The organism is Cupriavidus sp. 21MJTG02-4, assembly GCF_057798975.1.
Map to the genome: position 1 here is coordinate 1 of NZ_JBYOJP010000007.1, position 15,694 is coordinate 15,694.

Here is a 15,694-nt window from a genome sequence, read left to right on the forward strand (position 1 = left end):
CCTATAACCAGTGTGTTTTAGCCTGGTGGGTCGATCGCCTTGTGCCGAGCGATACAGCACAACCCAAGACTACAGAACTACATCCCGAATTGGTGGCGTTGGACGAACTGCCCAGCGCCACAACCCCTTATGCCTGGTGACCATAGCGAGTTGGAACCACCCCTTCCCATCCCGAACAGGTCCGTGAAACGACTCCGCGCCGATGATAGTGCGGATTACCCGTGTGAAAGTAGGTCATCGCCAGGCTCTTACAATGCAAAACCCCTCGACAGCGTGTGCTGCGAGGGGTTTTTGCTTTGGGGCATCGCGTTTGCGATGCCTCCGCGAAGACAGGCTGCATTTTTTCGCCAGCCTGTTCCACAGGGCCACAGGTCGGCGTAATCGAGCTTCGGAAAACTCTCCAAACCTGTCCTATAATAATTGACATTACAACGATTGATCGAGCAACAACATGACGCCAAAGGCACAGCCAGGGCATGGCAGCGGTCAGGTCCTCCCGTTCCGCGAGTCGCTGCTCGCCATGCTGGGCGTTGCCTTCGTGTCGATGCTGGTGGCGCTGGACCAAACCGTGGTTGGCACGGCATTGCCGACTGTCGTTGCCGAGTTGCAGGGCTTCGAGTACTACGCCTGGGTGGCCACGTCTTACCTGCTGTTATCCGTCATCACCGTGCCGATCTTCGGTCGTCTTGGTGACTACTACGGCCGCAAGCCTTTCGTGCTGGCATCCATCGTCGTGTTCTCGGTGGCCTCGGCCTTGTGCGGAATGGCGACGAGCATGCCGTTCCTGGTGGCGGCGCGCGGATTGCAGGGGATCGGTGGCGGCATGTTGGTGGGTACCGCCTTCGCGTGCATTCCAGACCTGTTTCCGGATTCGCACGTCCGGCTGCGCTGGCAAGTGCTGATGAGCGCGGCGTTCGGCGTGGCCAATGCCGTCGGACCTTCGCTGGGCGGCATCCTGACCGAACTGTATGGCTGGCGCGCCGTCTTCTATGTGAATCTGCCGGTGGGCGCGCTGAGCCTGTGGTTCGTATGGCGCTACCTGCCGCATCTGCGCCAGCAATCGCACAGCGGGCCGATCCGGGTCGACTGGCTCGGCGCCTTGCTGATCGGCGTGGGGCTGGGCGGCATGCAGATGAGTGTCGAACTGCTGCCGCAGCGCGGCGTCGACTGGCTGACCGCCGGGCTGCTGGTCGCGGCGATGGCGGCGCTGATCGGGCTGTGGCAATGGGAGCGCCGCTGCGCCAATCCGATCCTGCCGCTGGACATGTTCCGGCATCCGGGCGTGGCACCGCTGTTTCAACTTGCGGTGCTGGTCGGTTTCGCCATGTTCGCGCTGCTGATCTACGCGCCACTGCTGCTTCAGGGCGGGTTCGGATACTCGCCGCGCGAAGCGGGATTGCTGGTGACGCCGCTGGTGGTCTGCATCACGGTCGGCAGCATCGTGAACGGGCGCATCATCACGCGCATCCGCCATCCGAATGCCATGCTGTTTGCCGGCTTCGGCATGCTGGCCGCCGGATGCCTGGCGCTGTCACAGGCCACGCGTAGCATGTCGCATCCGTTGCTGCTGACGATCATGCTGCTGGCAGGGTTCGGACTCGGCTTCATCATGCCGAACCTGACGGTGTTCGCCCAGCAGACGGTGGGCCGGGAACACCTGGGCATTGCCACGGCGATGCTGCAGTCGCTGCGGATGGTTGGCGGCATGGTCGGTACCGCGATGGTTGGCACGATGGTGACGCGTTCCTATACCGCTGGCGTGGAGCATTCGCTGGCGACAGCCAATGCGCTGGACTGGCTCGGCCGCATGTCGGACCCGCAGGTACTGATCGACAAGGCCGCGCAGGCCGGGTTGCTGACCGAACTGCAGCAGGCGGGGCACAATGGCGCCTTGCTGCTGGAGCAGGCGCGTGTTTCGCTTGTAACGGCAATCCATCTGGGGCTTGTCATTGCCGCAGTCGCCGCGCTGGTGGGACTGTGGCGCGCACGACGCGTGCCGCCGGTTAGGCTGGTGCGCGCCGGCCAGCAACCGGCCATGGCGGCCGACTGAAACGGCCGCCGGACGGCGAGCAGCATGCCGGGGCCTTGGAAACGGGAGAATGGATGGAACTGGAGCGACAAAGCCTGGCGGTGCTACAGCAGTTCGGGCGGACCTACCGCGCCTATGCGTCGGCGTTCGAGCAGCGTATCGGGCTGCCGTTGCCGCGCTGGCGCATCTTGTTTGCGCTGCAGACGCAGGAGGATGCGATCGCGCAGAAAGCATTGGCCGAGCGCGTAGGCATGGACCCGGGCGCACTGACTCGGCAGCTCAAGGCGATGGAGGAGCTGGGCTGGGTCCTGCGCAATACTTCCGAGCGCGACAACCGCGTCACGCATGTCACGTTGTCCGCGGCGGGCAGGACCATGGTGGAAGACAAGATGCCCCGGCGATCGGCCTTTCTCCAGGACGTGCTCGAGAACGTCCCCGAGTCGACCATGCTCGAACTGTCGAGAGGCCTGGCCCAGCTGGAGGCCGGCATCGCCGGTGCCGTCGCCCGCGCGACGGAACTGGCGGACGCCGACTGAAGGCATCGCGCGACCGATTTTGCTAAGTCGGCAGCAAGATGCCCTGGCGCGCCGCGCATTCGAATAGCTCGCGATCATTGCTGGCCCCGAGCTTTTGCATCGCGCAATTCTTCTGGCGGCTGATGGTCTTGACGCTGCGGCACAGGATGATAGCGATCTCGCTGACCGAGCGCCCGCTCAGATAGAGCCGGATGACTTCGGTCTCGCGCACCGACAGGCGTTGCGCAATCTGCTGGCCGGGTTCGTGCGGACTGTCCAGGCTGGTCTGCGACAGGATATCGAGCGCCGACTTGCCAGTGTAGTGAAAGCCTCGCTGGATGCGGGCGACGACCGTGATCAGTTCGGACAGCGGTGCGTCCTTCAGCATGAGCCCCTGCACGCGTGCATTGAGAATCGAGCGCAGGATCAAAGGGTTGGTGATCATGGTGAGCACAATCACGCTGACCGAGGGGTAGTGCCGCCGCAGCGTGGAGATCAGCCGGATGCCATCCGAGTCCCTGTGGCCCGGCATGTGATAGTCGGTGATCACGATGTCCGGGCGCAGGGTTTCGACGCTGCTCAGTAGTTCGGTGGCGCTGTTGACCATGCCGCAAACCACCCAGCCCGGCTGCGTCTGCAATTGGTCGCGGACGGCAGCGCAGACGACCGGGTGGTCGTCGGCCAGCAGGATTCTCAGTGTCATGGCGCGGTCCTTGTCGTGGAGATGGCAGCTGTGCTGCGCCCCAAAAAATCGCCGCACGCCATGGCGGCGCGCGGCGCGAAGGACGCATCAACATCTGCGCACGTGCCAGGGTCTCGAGCCAAACGGGAGGCGGCCGCGACACGGCTAGTGCGAGCCCAGAATACTGGCCCGGCAGCCGCGGCGGACTGAGAAAGTTCGCAAAAATTTGCAGACAAACGTTGCGGTGCCGTCGGCGGGATGGCACGGCGATGCGCGTGTGGCGGGGTACGGGCGGATAGCAGGCGTGCGCGCGAAACGGCTCTTACGCGAACGGTGTTTGCGCTACCGCAAACGGATGCGTGCCGGACGCCGCTGCCTGTCCTGCTGGTCGCCGCTCAGGCCGCGGCGGCGTGCCGTGGCGACTCCTGCCGGCTCTTGCGCCGGCCGTCGATGGCCTTGAGCGGATCGCGCAGCACGGCATTGCCCACGTCCATGATGTCGCGCAGCGCGCTCTTGTCGTGTGCGCGTTCAGGGGCCCAGAAATGCAGCGCGGCCCATTCCGGGAAGCTGCTCGGCGGGGCCAGCAGGCGCGTCTTGCGATCACGCGTGACCAGCGGCACGTTGAAATCCAGCACGGGGCAGATACCGCCGGCCGAATGCAGTAGCGTGATCTGCGTATGCCAGGACGGCACCACCGTTTCACGATGTCCCGGCGTGCTGGCCTGGCGTGCGAGGAAGCTGCGCAACGGACTGCCGGCTTCGCAGTCTTCCTGCAGCAGGATCCAGTCGCTTTCCGTATCGTCCGCGCTGCCGGCGCGCATCGCACTGACCAGCCGGCGCGGCGTGGCCAGGATGTTATGCGGCAGAACCTTTTCCGGGTTATGCCCGCCGTCGACCACGAAGGCGCAGTCGAGCTCGCCACTGTCGAGGCTCTCGGACAGCGTGGGGTCGGCGATCACGGGCCTGGTCACGAAGCTGTCATGCGGAAACTGCTCGCACAGCGTGGTCAGGATCTCGGTGATGACCGGGTCGCCAATGGACGAGGAAAACCCGATCGACAGGCGCCGGCCGTGGCGGCTTTTTGCCGGGGGTAGTTCGTTCGGCCGTACCAGCACACTCCACTTTGCCAGGATCTGCCTGGCGGTCTGTTCCAGGCGCAGGGCGTGCGGGGTCGGCTCCAGCGTGCCGTTGCGCTTGACGAAGAGTGGGTCGCCAGTGATCTCGCGCAACCGTGCAAGGCTGTAGGCGACCGTCGGAACGCGGCCTTGCGTGCAGGCCGCTACCGCGCTGAGGTCACGGTACTCCATCACCAGAACAAAGACGTGCAACAACTTCGTGCTGACATGACGCATTCTGACTTCTCCCGATCCATGGATTCTGTTTTCGTTTTTCTTTTATTTCCTGGCACGACAATGTGACAGCTTGGCGCGGCCATTGCATGTCGCGCCGCGAACCTAGCGAACGGGTTCGCGAGCGGAAAAAGGAATTTCCGTGGCTGTGGGAACAGGAACCGGCAAGCGCTGGTTGTGGCGGATCAGGCTACGAAGAAGCATGACACAACTCCTAAATGTGCGACTCGCGTCGACAAATGGCGCAGTGACTCCTCAATCCTTCAGGCCCTTGCTTGCCGACAGTTCTGGATGCGTCACCGGGCGTGTGAGTGCCGGCGTAGAACTGGCGCGCCGCCCGTCTGTTCGCGTTCCGTGGAGCGCTGTTTGCGGGCGTACGAAATTTAGTTGATGCCGAGGAATCTTAATACAACAACTGGAAAGTTCCTAGGAAGTAACTGACATTCCGATATGCAACGCTCACGTTTCACGAGCGCTTGTCCGGACATGAGAACATGGCGCAAAACGGCCGAAAACCGCCGCGCATAAGGGAAGGGCGCATTGCTTGGGCTCGCTCCATCGATCGATGCTCCGGGCAACGACGTGCCGGATTCAGGCGGAAATTCCGGCGGGCGCGACATGCGGCCATTCTGGATTCCAAATTGGAAAAACCAAAGCAGGCGGCCAAGGCAGTCGCATTCCGCTGACGACGATCATCCGTGCATCCTGTGAGGCGTCATGGCAGGCGACGTACGCAAATATTGCCCTCGCACTAAAGCCGGCCTGCACAATTTTCTTAACTCGCCCAGCAAAGACGTTGAATTGCCTTTTGGCTCGGCAGTGGGCTAACGTACGGGGCAGGGTCGGGCTCGGTTACCGGCACGCATAAGACTGTTGCGTAGCGGGAGAGAATCGGTGAACAGACGGTATTCGGAAGAGCAGATCCGCAGCTATCTGGCCGAGGCCGCCAGCGGCGTGCCGGTGCGCGAGTTGTGCGCGCGGTACGGCTTCAGCGATGCGTCCTTTTATGGCTGGCGCGCGCGCTATGGGCAGCCGGGACAGGGCGATGCACGCGAAGGGCGTAAACTGCGCGAGTTGCAGGAGGAGAACACCCGGCTCAAGAGCATGCTGGCGGATGCGCTGCTCAAGCTGGAACTCCTGCGCAACCGGGCGGGCCGCAGCGGCAGCGGGAAGGAACGTTGACCGCAGCCCCGCTACCCTCCCACCTTAGCGCTGATCCCATGCGGATCGAGCAGGCGTCTTGCCTCATCCCAGTCGGGCAGGGCGCTGTCCCGGAGTCATAGATTGAAGAAGTTGATGGGTTGCAAGGTTTCACTGCTGGCCTGTGCAGGGCTGCTTGCCGTACAGGCCTGGGCCGCGCCGGATGCGTCGCTCCCGGCGCCGATGGTTGCGCCCCCGCCGCCCCGCATGCTGGATCCCGCCACGGCAACCGTGGACGCCACCGACGGCACCTTGTCGGTATCGCAGCGCCAGCGCTGCCAGTCGCTGCTGGATCAGATCAACGCGCTTCCCTCGGGGCCGCAGTGGTCGACCGGCAACTCGTCGGTCACCACGGCTGACGGGCGCACGTATCCGACGCTGGAGCGACAGGCGGACCGCAAGCGTCTGGAAGAGGCATACCGCCAGGAATGCGCGCAGCAGCCACGGTGACGACAGCGCGGGCTGCACCAGCCGGTACAAAACGCAGGACCGCCAGGCCGCAATAGCGGCCTGGCGGGACGCGGTCGGTCGACTTGCATTCTCGTGGAGAGCGAACATGCGCCGCTTACGGCATATCATTGCCTGGTGTCTCGCCGGACGGCTGGAAGCGCGTGGCGGATCGCTGACAGACCGCGATGACCCGCCTCGTGCAGTGAGTCAGAACGGGTGCGGGTCGTCGCCGGCCGCGGCATGCGCCGACATGGCGGCCGGCGCCTGCCGGGGCATCGGTTCCAGGTCCGCATAGACTGCGGCCAGGCCGTCGCGGTCGATCAGCCTCAAGCGCCGCTGCCGGACCGAGATCAGTCCCACCGACGCAAATCGCGACAACAGGCGCGACACCGTTTCCAGCGTCAGCCCGAGCAGGCTGGCGATGTCCGATCGCGACATGGCCAGCGTAAGCGGGCCGTCGGCGCCACCGCGACGGCGGTGCTCGGTGTCCAGGTCGAGCAGCAGCATGGCGAGCCGCTGGGCAGCTTTCATCGAGCCGACCGCGACCAGCAGGACGCGCTCGCGTTCGGACTGACGACGCATCACGGCCAGCACGGAATCCCGGAAGGCCGGGTCGGCCATGTGCGTGCGCAGCGCCTCGATCGACACGACACAGCACAGGGTGTCCTGCAAGGCGATGGCGCTGACGCTGTAGACCGGCGCCTCGTTCGGCTCCAGGCCCAGCACATCGCCGGACAGCGAGAATCCCGTGACCTGCCGCCATCCCAGCGGCGATTCATAAACCTGCTTGGCACTGCCTTCCCGCAACGGAAACGATGCAGCCACGGGGCGGCCCTGGCGATAAAAGGCATCGCCGGCGGCTACCGTGACGTGCGCAGGCTGCAAAGGCTTCTGCGCACTGGGCGACCGGTCGGCCGTCGAGGCGTCACGGCAGACATGGCGAAAGAGGCAGAGCGAGCAGGAGGGCGAGTCGGGCATGGGGCGAGGGCGCCTGAGGCGACGGCCTAGTATAAATGCGCGACAACGGCTGCTATCTCCCCACGATCTGTATTCTTTCGTGGTCCTGCTTGAAACTTTTCGATTGGCGTAAAGCCTGGGCCGCCCGTCAAGTGGGCGTCGTCCGACGATGCGAAAACGCTACGCTCGAGGCAGTCGCGGCCGTCGCTGTGTTATGCTGCATCGCAACAATACGCAGAACATCCGGGGGAGATGCATCGCACGCAACCAGGAGTTCTCATGGCCAAGAGCCTTGCCATGGACTGGCAGGCGCAATTCCGGCGATTCAGCCGGGCGCAGGCCCAGACCGAAGCACAAGTCAAAGCGTGGCTGGAACGCGTTGAATCGTTGAGCCATCTGGCGCCGCGGCGCCGTATCCGGACACCGCATGGCGCTCCACTTTCTCCACGGCATCCCGCGCCGCATTTGCCGGGCAGCTGGGAATCCCACCGCCTGAGCCTGGAGCCACTAGCCGGCGAGCTGGTGCCGCGGTTGTCCTATCACCTGTATGTGCCGGCCAGCGCCGGGCAACGCTTCCACAGCCCCTTGCCCCTCGTGGTCATGCTGCACGGCTGCCGCCAGACTCCCGACGAACTCGCCGCCGGCACGCGCATGAACGCGCTGGCCGAGCGTGAGGGCTTCATCGTGGCGTATCCCCAGCAGCCGCTGCGGCGCCAGCTGCAGCGCTGCTGGCAATGGTTCGACCTGGCCGACGGCGAAGGTGGCCGCGAAGCGCATGCCGTCGCGGCGTTGATCGAGACCCTCTCGCGGCGCCTCGATGTGCGCGAGGACCAGGTCTTCGTCGCCGGGATGTCGGCCGGCGCCGCCATGGCCGCAGTGGTGGCCTTGCGCTACCCGCAACTTGTCGCGGCGGTAGGTCTGCACTCCGGGGTCGTGGTGGGCGAGGCGGATAACCCGCACGCCGGTCTGAGGGCCATGCGCCACGGGTCGACCGCCGAACCGGCATGGCTGCTCGACGCCGCCGGGGCCACGCCGGGCGGCCCCGAACTGCCGGCGATCGTGGTGCACGGCCTCGACGACGATGCGGTCCATCCGGTCAATGGCCACCTGCTGGCGCGGCAGTTCCTGGCCTACAACGGCCTGGAAGACGGTCCGGGCGGCATTTCCGCGGCGCGGGCGCGCCTGCCGGCCGGACATTTCCATGAAGCGCGCTTCGGGCGCTGGAGCCGCGATCTGGTCACGCTGGTGGAAGTGGAGGGGCTGGGCCACGCATGGAGCGGCGGAGACGGCGACTATAGCTATCACAGCGCCGTCGGCCCCGATGCCAGCGCGATGATGTGGGAGTTCTTCCGCGGACACCGGCGCTAGCGCGCGCGTACGCCCATAAAAAAAAGGAGGGCGACAAGGCCCTCCTTCCTCTCATTCAGGCACGGGCTCGCATCAGCTGCGCGCCGGATCCTTGACGAACAGCGCCGTTACCATGCCGATAGCGCATACCGCGACCACGTAGTGCGCGGGCGCGAGCGGATCGTTCTTGAGCATCAGCGTGACGACCATCGGCGTCAGGCCGCCAAAGATCGCGTAGGACAGGTTGTACGAGAACGACAGGCCCGAAAAGCGAACCTGCGCCGGGAAGGCATTGACCAGCACGAACGGCACCGCGCCGATGGTGCCGACCAGGAAGCCCGCCAGCGCGTACAGCGGCACCAGCAGGTCGGGCCGGGTATGGACGGTGGTGTAGAGCGCGTAGGCGCTGGCGGCCAGCAGCAGGCCGCCGAAGAACAACGTGCGGCGTGCGCCGAACCGGTCGGCGAGCGCGCCCGATACCACGCAGCCGACCGTCAGGCACAGCGTGGCCACGCTGTTGGCAACCAGGGCCGTGCGCGCGTCGAAGCCATAAAGCTTCTGCAGGAACGTGGGGGTCATCAGGATCACGACCACGATGCCTGCGGACAGCATCCACGTCAGCAGCATCGACACCGCGATGGCGCCGCGGTGATCGCGCACCACCGACTTCAGCGGCATTTCCGCCGCCAGTGCCTTGCGCTTCTGCAGTTCGGCGAAGACCGGCGTTTCATGCAGCCAGCGGCGCAGGTACATCGACGCGATGCCGAATACGCCGCCGATCAGGAACGGCACGCGCCAGCCCCAGTCAGCCAGCTCCGCCGGCGTGAATACCGAATTGATGCCGGTGGCCACCAGCGAGCCGAGCAGGATCCCGGCGGTCAGCCCGCACGTCAGCGTGCCGCACGCATAGCCCACGTGGCGCGCGGGGACGTGTTCCGATACAAAGACCCAGGCGCCGGGCACTTCGCCGCCCACGGCGGCGCCCTGCAGGATGCGCAGCACCAGCAGCAGCACCGGGGCCATCAGGCCGATGGTGTGGTAGGTCGGCATCAGGCCCATCAGCAGCGTGGGCACCGACATCAGCAGGATCGACAGCGTGAACATCTTCTTGCGGCCCAGCAGGTCGCCGAAGTGCGCCATGATGATGCCGCCCAGCGGACGGGCCAGGTAGCCCGCGGCGAAGATGCCGAAGGTCTGCAGCTGCCGCAGCCAGTCGGGTACCGACGGCGGGAAGAACAACTGCCCGATCACCGTCGCGAAAAACACGAAGATGATGAAGTCGTAGAACTCGAGGGCGCCGCCCAGTGCGGCGAGGGAGAGCGTTTTGTAATCCTGCCCGGTCAGTCGTCGCGCGGGCCGGGCCTGCGCGCCTGCGATCGGGGCGGTACTGCTGGTGGTAGACATGAATGGACTCGCATGAATGGCATCTCATGCGAAGCGCACAACACGGGTCGTGGAGGGTGTGGCTGGAAGGGTACAGCGCGGGAGAGGCAGGCACTACGTGGCGGGTAAGCCGCAGGCTTGCGACGAGACGCTTCGCAAAGGCGTAAAGATATCAGATCAGCCCTTGTCTTGTTGACAAGACAAAAGACGATTGCTTTGCTTTGCGTCTAAGCATTGCCATAATGTCAAAAAAAAGTGAAATCCGGGGCACAAAGTGCTGTGCGTCACTCGGAGCGGGGTTGGATTCATCGGGAATGACATGGAAATCAAGAATTCCATCCAGTTCGCCACGGCTACGCCGCGGCGAAAGCTGGCCGTGCGCGCGGCCGGCGGCGTGCTGGCCGCGTTGGCCGTGTTTGGACTCGCGGGCTACTTTGGCGGTCCGCCGCTGATCAAGTCGCTGATTGAGAAAAACGCCACCGAGGCGCTCGGCCGCAAGGTGACGCTGGGGGCGGCGCATGTGCGTCCGTTCGAACTGGCGGCGACGCTCAAGGACCTCACCATCTATGAGCGCGACGGCAAGACCCCCGCCGTGACATTGGGCGAGGTGGAAGCCGACACCTCGCTGGCCTCGGTCTGGCACCTCGCGCCGGTGGTGGACTCGCTGCATATCGACCGCCTGGCCGTGCATGTGACGCGCGAGGCCGACGGCCGCCTGAGCTTTGCCGATATCCAGGACAAGCTCGCCGCCCAGCCGCCGAAGCCGCCCGATGCCAAGCCGGCCCGCTTCTCGGTCAATAACATTGCCGTCACGGGCAGTTCGGTGGCTTATGAGGACAAGGTGGCCGGCTCCGCCGTGAAGGTCGACAACCTGACGCTGACGCTGCCCTTCCTGTCGAACCTGCCGCACGATGTGGAGATCGTCACGCGGCCCACGCTCAGCGCGCAGATCAACGGCACGCCGCTGGCCCTCGGTGGCACCGTCCTGCCTTTTGCCGATTCGCGCGAGACGCACCTGAACGTCAACCTCGACGGGCTCGATGTGGCGCGCTTCATGCCGTTCGCGCCCAGGCTCAAGGATGCGCAGGTCAAGCACGGCCTGCTCGACACGCGCTTGACTGTGGGCTTCCGCCAGCAGAAGGACAAGCAGGACATCTTCGTGTCGGGCACCGCATCCCTGCGCGAGCTGGACGTGCGCACGGCCGCCGGCGCGCCGCTGCTCAGCAATGGCAAGCTGGCGCTCGATATCGACCGCGTGGAACCGCTGGCACAACGCGCCCACCTGCGCAGCGTCGATATTGAGGGGCTGGACGTGGCCGCCGTGCGGCGCGCGGACGGTTCGCTGAACCTGGTCACGGCCTTCGTGCCGCAAGCCGCGCCTGAAGCCAAGGCCGCGCCGCAGCCCGCGCCGGCATCGGCGCCGACGGCGGCAGCAAAGCCGCAAGAGGCGGGGTGGCGCTACGCCGTCGACCGCGTCACGCTCAAGCAAGCCCGCTTCGGCTTCGAAGACGCGCTGGCGCCGTCCGGCCCGGGCAAGCTGGTACTGGGCCCCATCGATGCAGAGGTGAATGGCCTGGCCAGTGCCGAGGCCGACAAGGCCACCAAGCTGCAGGCCACCATCACAGTGGCCGATGGCCAGACCATCACGCATATGGGCGAACTGTCGATGCGGCAGCGAACGCTGGCCGGCACGCTCGAGACCTCGGGGCTGCAGCCGCAGGGGTTTGCGTCCTGGTGGCCGCACGCGCTCCAGGCCCAGTTCGGCAAGACCGCGGTCAACGCGGAGCTTCATTACCGGATGTCGTGGGCGCAGCCCGTGTTCCAGTTCGTGCTCGAAAAGTCGCGGCTGGAATTGGCGCCGCTGCATGTGGCGACGCGCGAGCCGGTGGTCATGCCGGCGGCCGTGGCAGCTTCGGGCCAGCCCGCGGCGCGCCAGGCGCGTGCGGAACGCGTCGAGCGCCGCAACCGCCGCGCGCGCGAGGCCGACACCGAGGGCGCAAACCTGCCTTTGATGCAGGCCGATAAAGTGGTGCTGGACGATATCGGCCTGGACCTGGCCAAACAGACCTTCGAGGCGGGGCAGTTGGCGATCACCAAGCCGCAGATTGCCGCGACGCGCGACCATCGCGGCCAACTGCTGGAAATGGCGCGCATCTGGGCCAGCGAATCGGCACGCCAGACCGAAGCCCAGCGCAAGCAGCCGCCCGCGCCGGCTGCGAACAGCGCGGCACCGGCGGCCGGCGGTGGCTGGAAGGTGCGGCTCGGCAAGGTTGGGCTCGACGGCGGCTCGGCGCGCCTGGCCGACTACGCGCCGGCGGAGATCAACCGCGGCCGCCCGGTCATCCACCAGTACCGCAATATCGGCCTGACCACGGGGGCCATCGCCTGGCCGCTGACCTCGGCGGCGCTGCCGGTCAAGCTGCATGCGGAGTCGGGCAAGCGCGGCGTGATCAATCTGGAAGGCAACGTGCTGCCTGCCGCCCCGGCCAGCCAGTTGCAGCTGGACCTGCGCGAGATCGACCTGGCACCGGTGCAGCCCTACGTGGGCGATCGCCTCAACGCGGCGCTGCGCAGCGGCACGCTGACCGTCAAGGGGCGGCTGGCCGTCAGTGCGCCGCCGGGCAAGCCGATTGCCGCGCGCTTTGCGGGCAACGCGCAGGTGGCCAATGTGCGCACCGTGGACCGCGTGACCGGCGACGACTTCCTGCGCTGGCGTTCGCTGGCGGTGTCGGGCATCGATTTCGACATGGACGACAGCAAGGGCCCGATGCGCGTGGCGCTGAACAATGTCGCGCTGTCGGACTTCTATGCCCGCGTGATCCTGAACGCCAATGGCCGCCTGAACCTGCAGGACGTGATGGCGGGCGGCGCGGCCAAGGGCGAGGCGCCGCCCGCCACGAGCCTGACGCAGGCGAACCCGGCGTCGGCACCGGCGGCATCCGCGCCGGCCGCGGCGCCCCCGGCACCTTCCGCACAGGCGGCCGCGGGTCCGAAGCCGCAGGTGCGGATCGGCGGCGTATCGGTGGACAAGGGCAACATCAATTTCTCGGACTTCTTCGTCAAGCCGAACTACAGCGCCAACCTGACCGGCATGAAGGGCTCGGTGTCCAAGGTGGCGTCGGGCGACCCGACGCCAGCCGACCTCGTGCTCAATGGCCGGCTCGATGACGATGCGCCGGTCAGCATCAGCGGCAAGATCAATCCGCTCGGCGAGCAGCTGTTCCTGGACATTGCCGCCAAGGCCTCCGGCGTGGAACTTACGCGCCTGACGCCGTATGCGGCCAAGTACGCCGGCTACCCGATCACCAAGGGCAAGCTGACCGTCGACGTGGCCTACAAGATCGACCAGGGCAAGCTTGATGCCAGCAACCACCTGTACCTCGACCAGCTCACGTTCGGCGACAAGGTCGACAGCCCGGAGGCGACCAAGCTGCCCGTGCTGCTGGCGGTGTCGCTGCTCAAGGACCGCCACGGGGTCATCGATGTCAACCTGCCCGTGTCAGGCTCGCTGTCGGATCCGGAGTTCAGCGTCGGCGGCGTGATCGTGCGCGTGATCCTTAACCTGCTGGCCAAGGCGATCACGTCACCGTTCGCGCTGATCGGCTCGGCGTTTGGCGGCGGCAGCGGCGAGGAACTTGGCTACGTGGAATTCACGCCCGGCACCGCGACGCTTGCGCCCCCGGCCAAAGACAAGATCGCCACGGTTGCCAAGGCGCTCAACGACCGTCCGTCGCTGAAACTGGAAATCAGCGGCCGCATCGACCCGGCCACCGACGAGGCTGGCGCCCGCCGCGCCTGGCTGGACGCCCGCGTGGCCGAGCAGAAGCGGCGCGACCTGCGCAAGAGCGCGCAGGAAGGCGACGAGGCCGGCGACAGCGAAACGGGCGAGCAGGGCGCCGACGTCAAGGTGTCGAAGCAGGAGTACCCGAAGTATCTCGAAGAGGTCTACAAGCGCACCTCGATGAAGAAGCCGCGCAATTTCGTCGGCTTTGCGAAGTCGCTGCCGCCCGAGGAAATGGAGAAGCTGCTGATGGCGAATGCCACGGTGACGGATACCGATCTCAGGCACCTGGCGGACAAGCGCGCGCTGGTCGTCAAGCAGGCGCTGGAGCGCGACGGCAAGGTGCCGGAAGACCGCTTGTTCCTGACCGCGCCGCGCCTGAGCGCCGAGGGCATCAAGGACAAGGGCACGCCGAACCGGGTGGATTTCTCGATCCGCCAGTAGGCGCTTCGGTGGCCGGCGCCGGCAGGCGCCGGCATCCCTCACGACTCGCCGCTCGCAAAAACCGCGTATCATTCGGCCCGGAAAATGTATCGGGCCGCGTACACGCGGCCGCGCTTAGGAGAAAGTTTTGCAGCAGGATCAGCTTGAAGCAGCAGTGGCCTACAAGACCTGGGTTTGCGTGATCTGCGGCTGGGTGTACGACGAAGAACTGGGCTGTCCGGAAGACGGCCTGGCGGCCGGCACCCGCTGGGAAGACGTACCCGACGACTGGCGCTGCCCGGAATGCGACGTGGGCAAGGCTGAATTCGCCATGATCGAACTGTGACGTTGCCGGCCCGTGCCGGCACGCGGATAGCAGCGGTGGGCTAGTGCCTGGCCGCGTGCCTGCAGAGGCCAGTGCGTTGCCGCGCGCAGCGCCGATAGCGCATTCTGTAGGGGTGGCTGCATCGCCACACCGCAACCAAGACAGTCATGCACAGCAGTACCGCCATTACGGCGGCCATCAGGCCGATCGACATGCGCGGCCCTCCTCTCTCTCGGCAAATACCCGAGCCTTGCGGCTCAGATCAGCAGCGGCAACGCCTCCAGTACCAGCACAGCCACCAGCGCGCCGATGAGTGCGCCCATGGTGCGGCAACTGATACGCAGGAACCTGGCGGTCACCGGGATCGAGCCCATGGCGATCACGCCCACCAGCGCCATCGGGATCAGGAATACAAGATCGTGCGCCTGAAAATGCCACATCATGGCGGTCTCCTGTCTCTCTGTCTTACGACTCCAGTATAGGCAGTGTGTGGCGAATAAACGGCTGCTTGCATCGGGATTGACCCGTATGCGCAACGGCAGTCCTGCTGCGACACCCCGCCCGCGCAACGCGTACCGCGTACCGTCCATGCCACCTGCGGGCATGCCGTGCGGGGTGGAGCGCGGACGCTGGCATCTTTTTCGCCCTGCCGGGTCTAACTGTGCGACCCGCGTGTCCTATCCTGTCCAAATACGCGGGCCTGTCCTGCGATACAGAGAGGCGGAGGTGGCTATGGAACTTCACATGCATTCGCACCACTACGTGCGGCGCTCGCCGGACTGGACCGCAGCCGCGGTATCGGGGCTGGCGGCCGGCGCGTTGCTGCTGGTGCTGGAACTGTTCTGGTCCACGATGGTGTCGGGCGTGAATCCGTGGGGCACCACGCGCATGATCGCCGCGATCCTGATGGGCCGGGATGTATTGCAGACCTCGCTGTTCAGCGTGGGCACCGTGGCGGCGGCACTGCTGATCCACTTCGTGCTGGGCGCGGTGCTGGGGATGGTGCTGGCCATCATCATCGCGCCGTTCCAGCTGGATTCGAGCGTCCGCATGATCCTGCTCGCCGGCGCCGTGTTCGGCGCGGCGGTCTACGTGTTCGACTTCCATGTCATGACGCGCGTCTTCACGTGGTTCGCGGACGCGCGCGGCTGGCACACGCTGGTGGGCCACATGATCTTCGGCATGGTGGCCGCGGTGTGCTACTGGAAGCTCGAAAGCAAGGACGTATCGCATTGAGCGCCAGATGCGGCAAC

Annotated in this window: 13 protein-coding genes and 1 rRNA gene; 9 read left to right on the top strand and 5 right to left on the bottom strand. The window is 65.8% G+C overall.

Going from position 1 to position 15,694, the window contains the following annotated elements:
• Positions 1–132: 132 nt before the first annotated feature.
• The 3 genes from rrf (at position 133) to AC3FKH_RS15660 (ending at position 2,565) form a co-directional block, all read left to right on the top strand.
• A 5S ribosomal RNA gene (rrf, locus tag AC3FKH_RS15650) occupies positions 133–246 on the top strand.
• Between the two features lie 205 nt (positions 247–451).
• Positions 452–2,050, top strand: coding sequence for an MFS transporter (locus AC3FKH_RS15655; RefSeq protein ID WP_488676808.1), 1,599 nt, complete (start codon positions 452–454; stop codon positions 2,048–2,050).
• A gap of 53 nt (positions 2,051–2,103) precedes the next feature.
• The gene (locus tag AC3FKH_RS15660; protein ID WP_488676809.1) at positions 2,104–2,565 is read left to right on the top strand and encodes a MarR family winged helix-turn-helix transcriptional regulator; all 462 of its coding nucleotides are present in this window, start codon (positions 2,104–2,106) and stop codon (positions 2,563–2,565) included.
• Positions 2,566–2,587: 22 nt separating this feature from the next.
• Here the strand turns inward: AC3FKH_RS15660 and AC3FKH_RS15665 are convergent, their stop codons facing one another.
• Both AC3FKH_RS15665 and AC3FKH_RS15670 read right to left on the bottom strand, forming a co-directional pair.
• Positions 2,588–3,247, bottom strand: coding sequence for a response regulator (locus tag AC3FKH_RS15665; protein WP_488676810.1), 660 nt, complete (start codon positions 3,245–3,247; stop codon positions 2,588–2,590).
• 374 nt (positions 3,248–3,621) lie between these two features.
• Complete coding sequence (locus tag AC3FKH_RS15670; protein WP_488676811.1) at positions 3,622–4,578, bottom strand: LysR substrate-binding domain-containing protein; 957 nt, start codon at positions 4,576–4,578, stop codon at positions 3,622–3,624.
• 891 nt (positions 4,579–5,469) lie between these two features.
• On the opposite strand from AC3FKH_RS15670, the gene AC3FKH_RS15675 reads away from it, so the two are divergent.
• Both AC3FKH_RS15675 and AC3FKH_RS15680 read left to right on the top strand, forming a co-directional pair.
• The gene (locus tag AC3FKH_RS15675) at positions 5,470–5,757 is read left to right on the top strand and encodes a transposase (RefSeq protein ID WP_483712045.1); all 288 of its coding nucleotides are present in this window, start codon (positions 5,470–5,472) and stop codon (positions 5,755–5,757) included.
• Positions 5,758–5,871: 114 nt separating this feature from the next.
• Positions 5,872–6,225 carry a hypothetical protein gene (locus AC3FKH_RS15680; RefSeq protein ID WP_488677045.1) on the top strand — a complete coding sequence of 118 codons (354 nt, stop codon included), beginning with the start codon at positions 5,872–5,874 and terminating at the stop codon, positions 6,223–6,225.
• Between the two features lie 207 nt (positions 6,226–6,432).
• On the opposite strand, the gene AC3FKH_RS15685 is transcribed toward AC3FKH_RS15680, so the two are convergent.
• Complete coding sequence (locus AC3FKH_RS15685) at positions 6,433–7,203, bottom strand: Crp/Fnr family transcriptional regulator (RefSeq protein WP_488676812.1); 771 nt, start codon at positions 7,201–7,203, stop codon at positions 6,433–6,435.
• Between the two features lie 258 nt (positions 7,204–7,461).
• Here AC3FKH_RS15685 and AC3FKH_RS15690 point away from each other — a divergent pair, with 258 nt between their 5' ends.
• A complete protein-coding gene (locus AC3FKH_RS15690) occupies positions 7,462–8,550 on the top strand; it encodes an extracellular catalytic domain type 1 short-chain-length polyhydroxyalkanoate depolymerase (protein ID WP_488676813.1) in 1,089 nt (362 codons plus the stop codon).
• A 72-nt stretch (positions 8,551–8,622) separates the two neighbouring features.
• On the opposite strand, the gene AC3FKH_RS15695 is transcribed toward AC3FKH_RS15690, so the two are convergent.
• Positions 8,623–9,933 carry an MFS transporter gene (locus AC3FKH_RS15695; RefSeq protein ID WP_488676814.1) on the bottom strand — a complete coding sequence of 437 codons (1,311 nt, stop codon included), beginning with the start codon at positions 9,931–9,933 and terminating at the stop codon, positions 8,623–8,625.
• A gap of 298 nt (positions 9,934–10,231) precedes the next feature.
• On the opposite strand from AC3FKH_RS15695, the gene AC3FKH_RS15700 reads away from it, so the two are divergent.
• Positions 10,232–14,137 (top strand): DUF748 domain-containing protein, encoded by a 3,906-nt coding sequence (locus tag AC3FKH_RS15700; protein ID WP_488676815.1) that lies wholly within the window; start codon positions 10,232–10,234, stop codon positions 14,135–14,137.
• 127 nt (positions 14,138–14,264) lie between these two features.
• The gene (locus AC3FKH_RS15705; protein ID WP_483732684.1) at positions 14,265–14,462 is read left to right on the top strand and encodes a rubredoxin; all 198 of its coding nucleotides are present in this window, start codon (positions 14,265–14,267) and stop codon (positions 14,460–14,462) included.
• Positions 14,463–14,698: 236 nt separating this feature from the next.
• Here AC3FKH_RS15705 and AC3FKH_RS15710 read toward each other — a convergent pair whose 3' ends face one another.
• Positions 14,699–14,881: a hypothetical protein gene (locus tag AC3FKH_RS15710; protein ID WP_211958527.1), complete on the bottom strand. Its 183-nt coding sequence runs from the start codon at positions 14,879–14,881 to the stop codon at positions 14,699–14,701.
• Positions 14,882–15,173: 292 nt separating this feature from the next.
• On the opposite strand from AC3FKH_RS15710, the gene AC3FKH_RS15715 reads away from it, so the two are divergent.
• Positions 15,174–15,677, top strand: coding sequence for a hypothetical protein (locus tag AC3FKH_RS15715; RefSeq protein WP_488676816.1), 504 nt, complete (start codon positions 15,174–15,176; stop codon positions 15,675–15,677).
• Positions 15,678–15,694 lie beyond the last annotated feature (17 nt).

Excerpts from the sequence above, each read along its gene's own strand:
- AC3FKH_RS15655 (WP_488676808.1), top strand. The coding sequence starts at position 452 with ATGACGCCAAAGGCACAGCCAGGGCATGGCAGCGGTCAGGTCCTCCCG.
- AC3FKH_RS15660 (WP_488676809.1), top strand. The coding sequence starts at position 2,104 with ATGGAACTGGAGCGACAAAGCCTGGCGGTGCTACAGCAGTTCGGGCGG.
- AC3FKH_RS15665 (WP_488676810.1), bottom strand. The coding sequence starts at position 3,247 with ATGACACTGAGAATCCTGCTGGCCGACGACCACCCGGTCGTCTGCGCT.
- AC3FKH_RS15670 (WP_488676811.1), bottom strand. The coding sequence starts at position 4,578 with ATGCGTCATGTCAGCACGAAGTTGTTGCACGTCTTTGTTCTGGTGATG.
- AC3FKH_RS15680 (WP_488677045.1), top strand. The coding sequence starts at position 5,872 with ATGGGTTGCAAGGTTTCACTGCTGGCCTGTGCAGGGCTGCTTGCCGTA.
- AC3FKH_RS15685 (WP_488676812.1), bottom strand. The coding sequence starts at position 7,203 with ATGCCCGACTCGCCCTCCTGCTCGCTCTGCCTCTTTCGCCATGTCTGC.
- AC3FKH_RS15690 (WP_488676813.1), top strand. The coding sequence starts at position 7,462 with ATGGCCAAGAGCCTTGCCATGGACTGGCAGGCGCAATTCCGGCGATTC.
- AC3FKH_RS15695 (WP_488676814.1), bottom strand. The coding sequence starts at position 9,933 with ATGTCTACCACCAGCAGTACCGCCCCGATCGCAGGCGCGCAGGCCCGG.
- AC3FKH_RS15700 (WP_488676815.1), top strand. The coding sequence starts at position 10,232 with ATGGAAATCAAGAATTCCATCCAGTTCGCCACGGCTACGCCGCGGCGA.
- AC3FKH_RS15710 (WP_211958527.1), bottom strand. The coding sequence starts at position 14,881 with ATGTGGCATTTTCAGGCGCACGATCTTGTATTCCTGATCCCGATGGCG.
- AC3FKH_RS15715 (WP_488676816.1), top strand. The coding sequence starts at position 15,174 with ATGGAACTTCACATGCATTCGCACCACTACGTGCGGCGCTCGCCGGAC.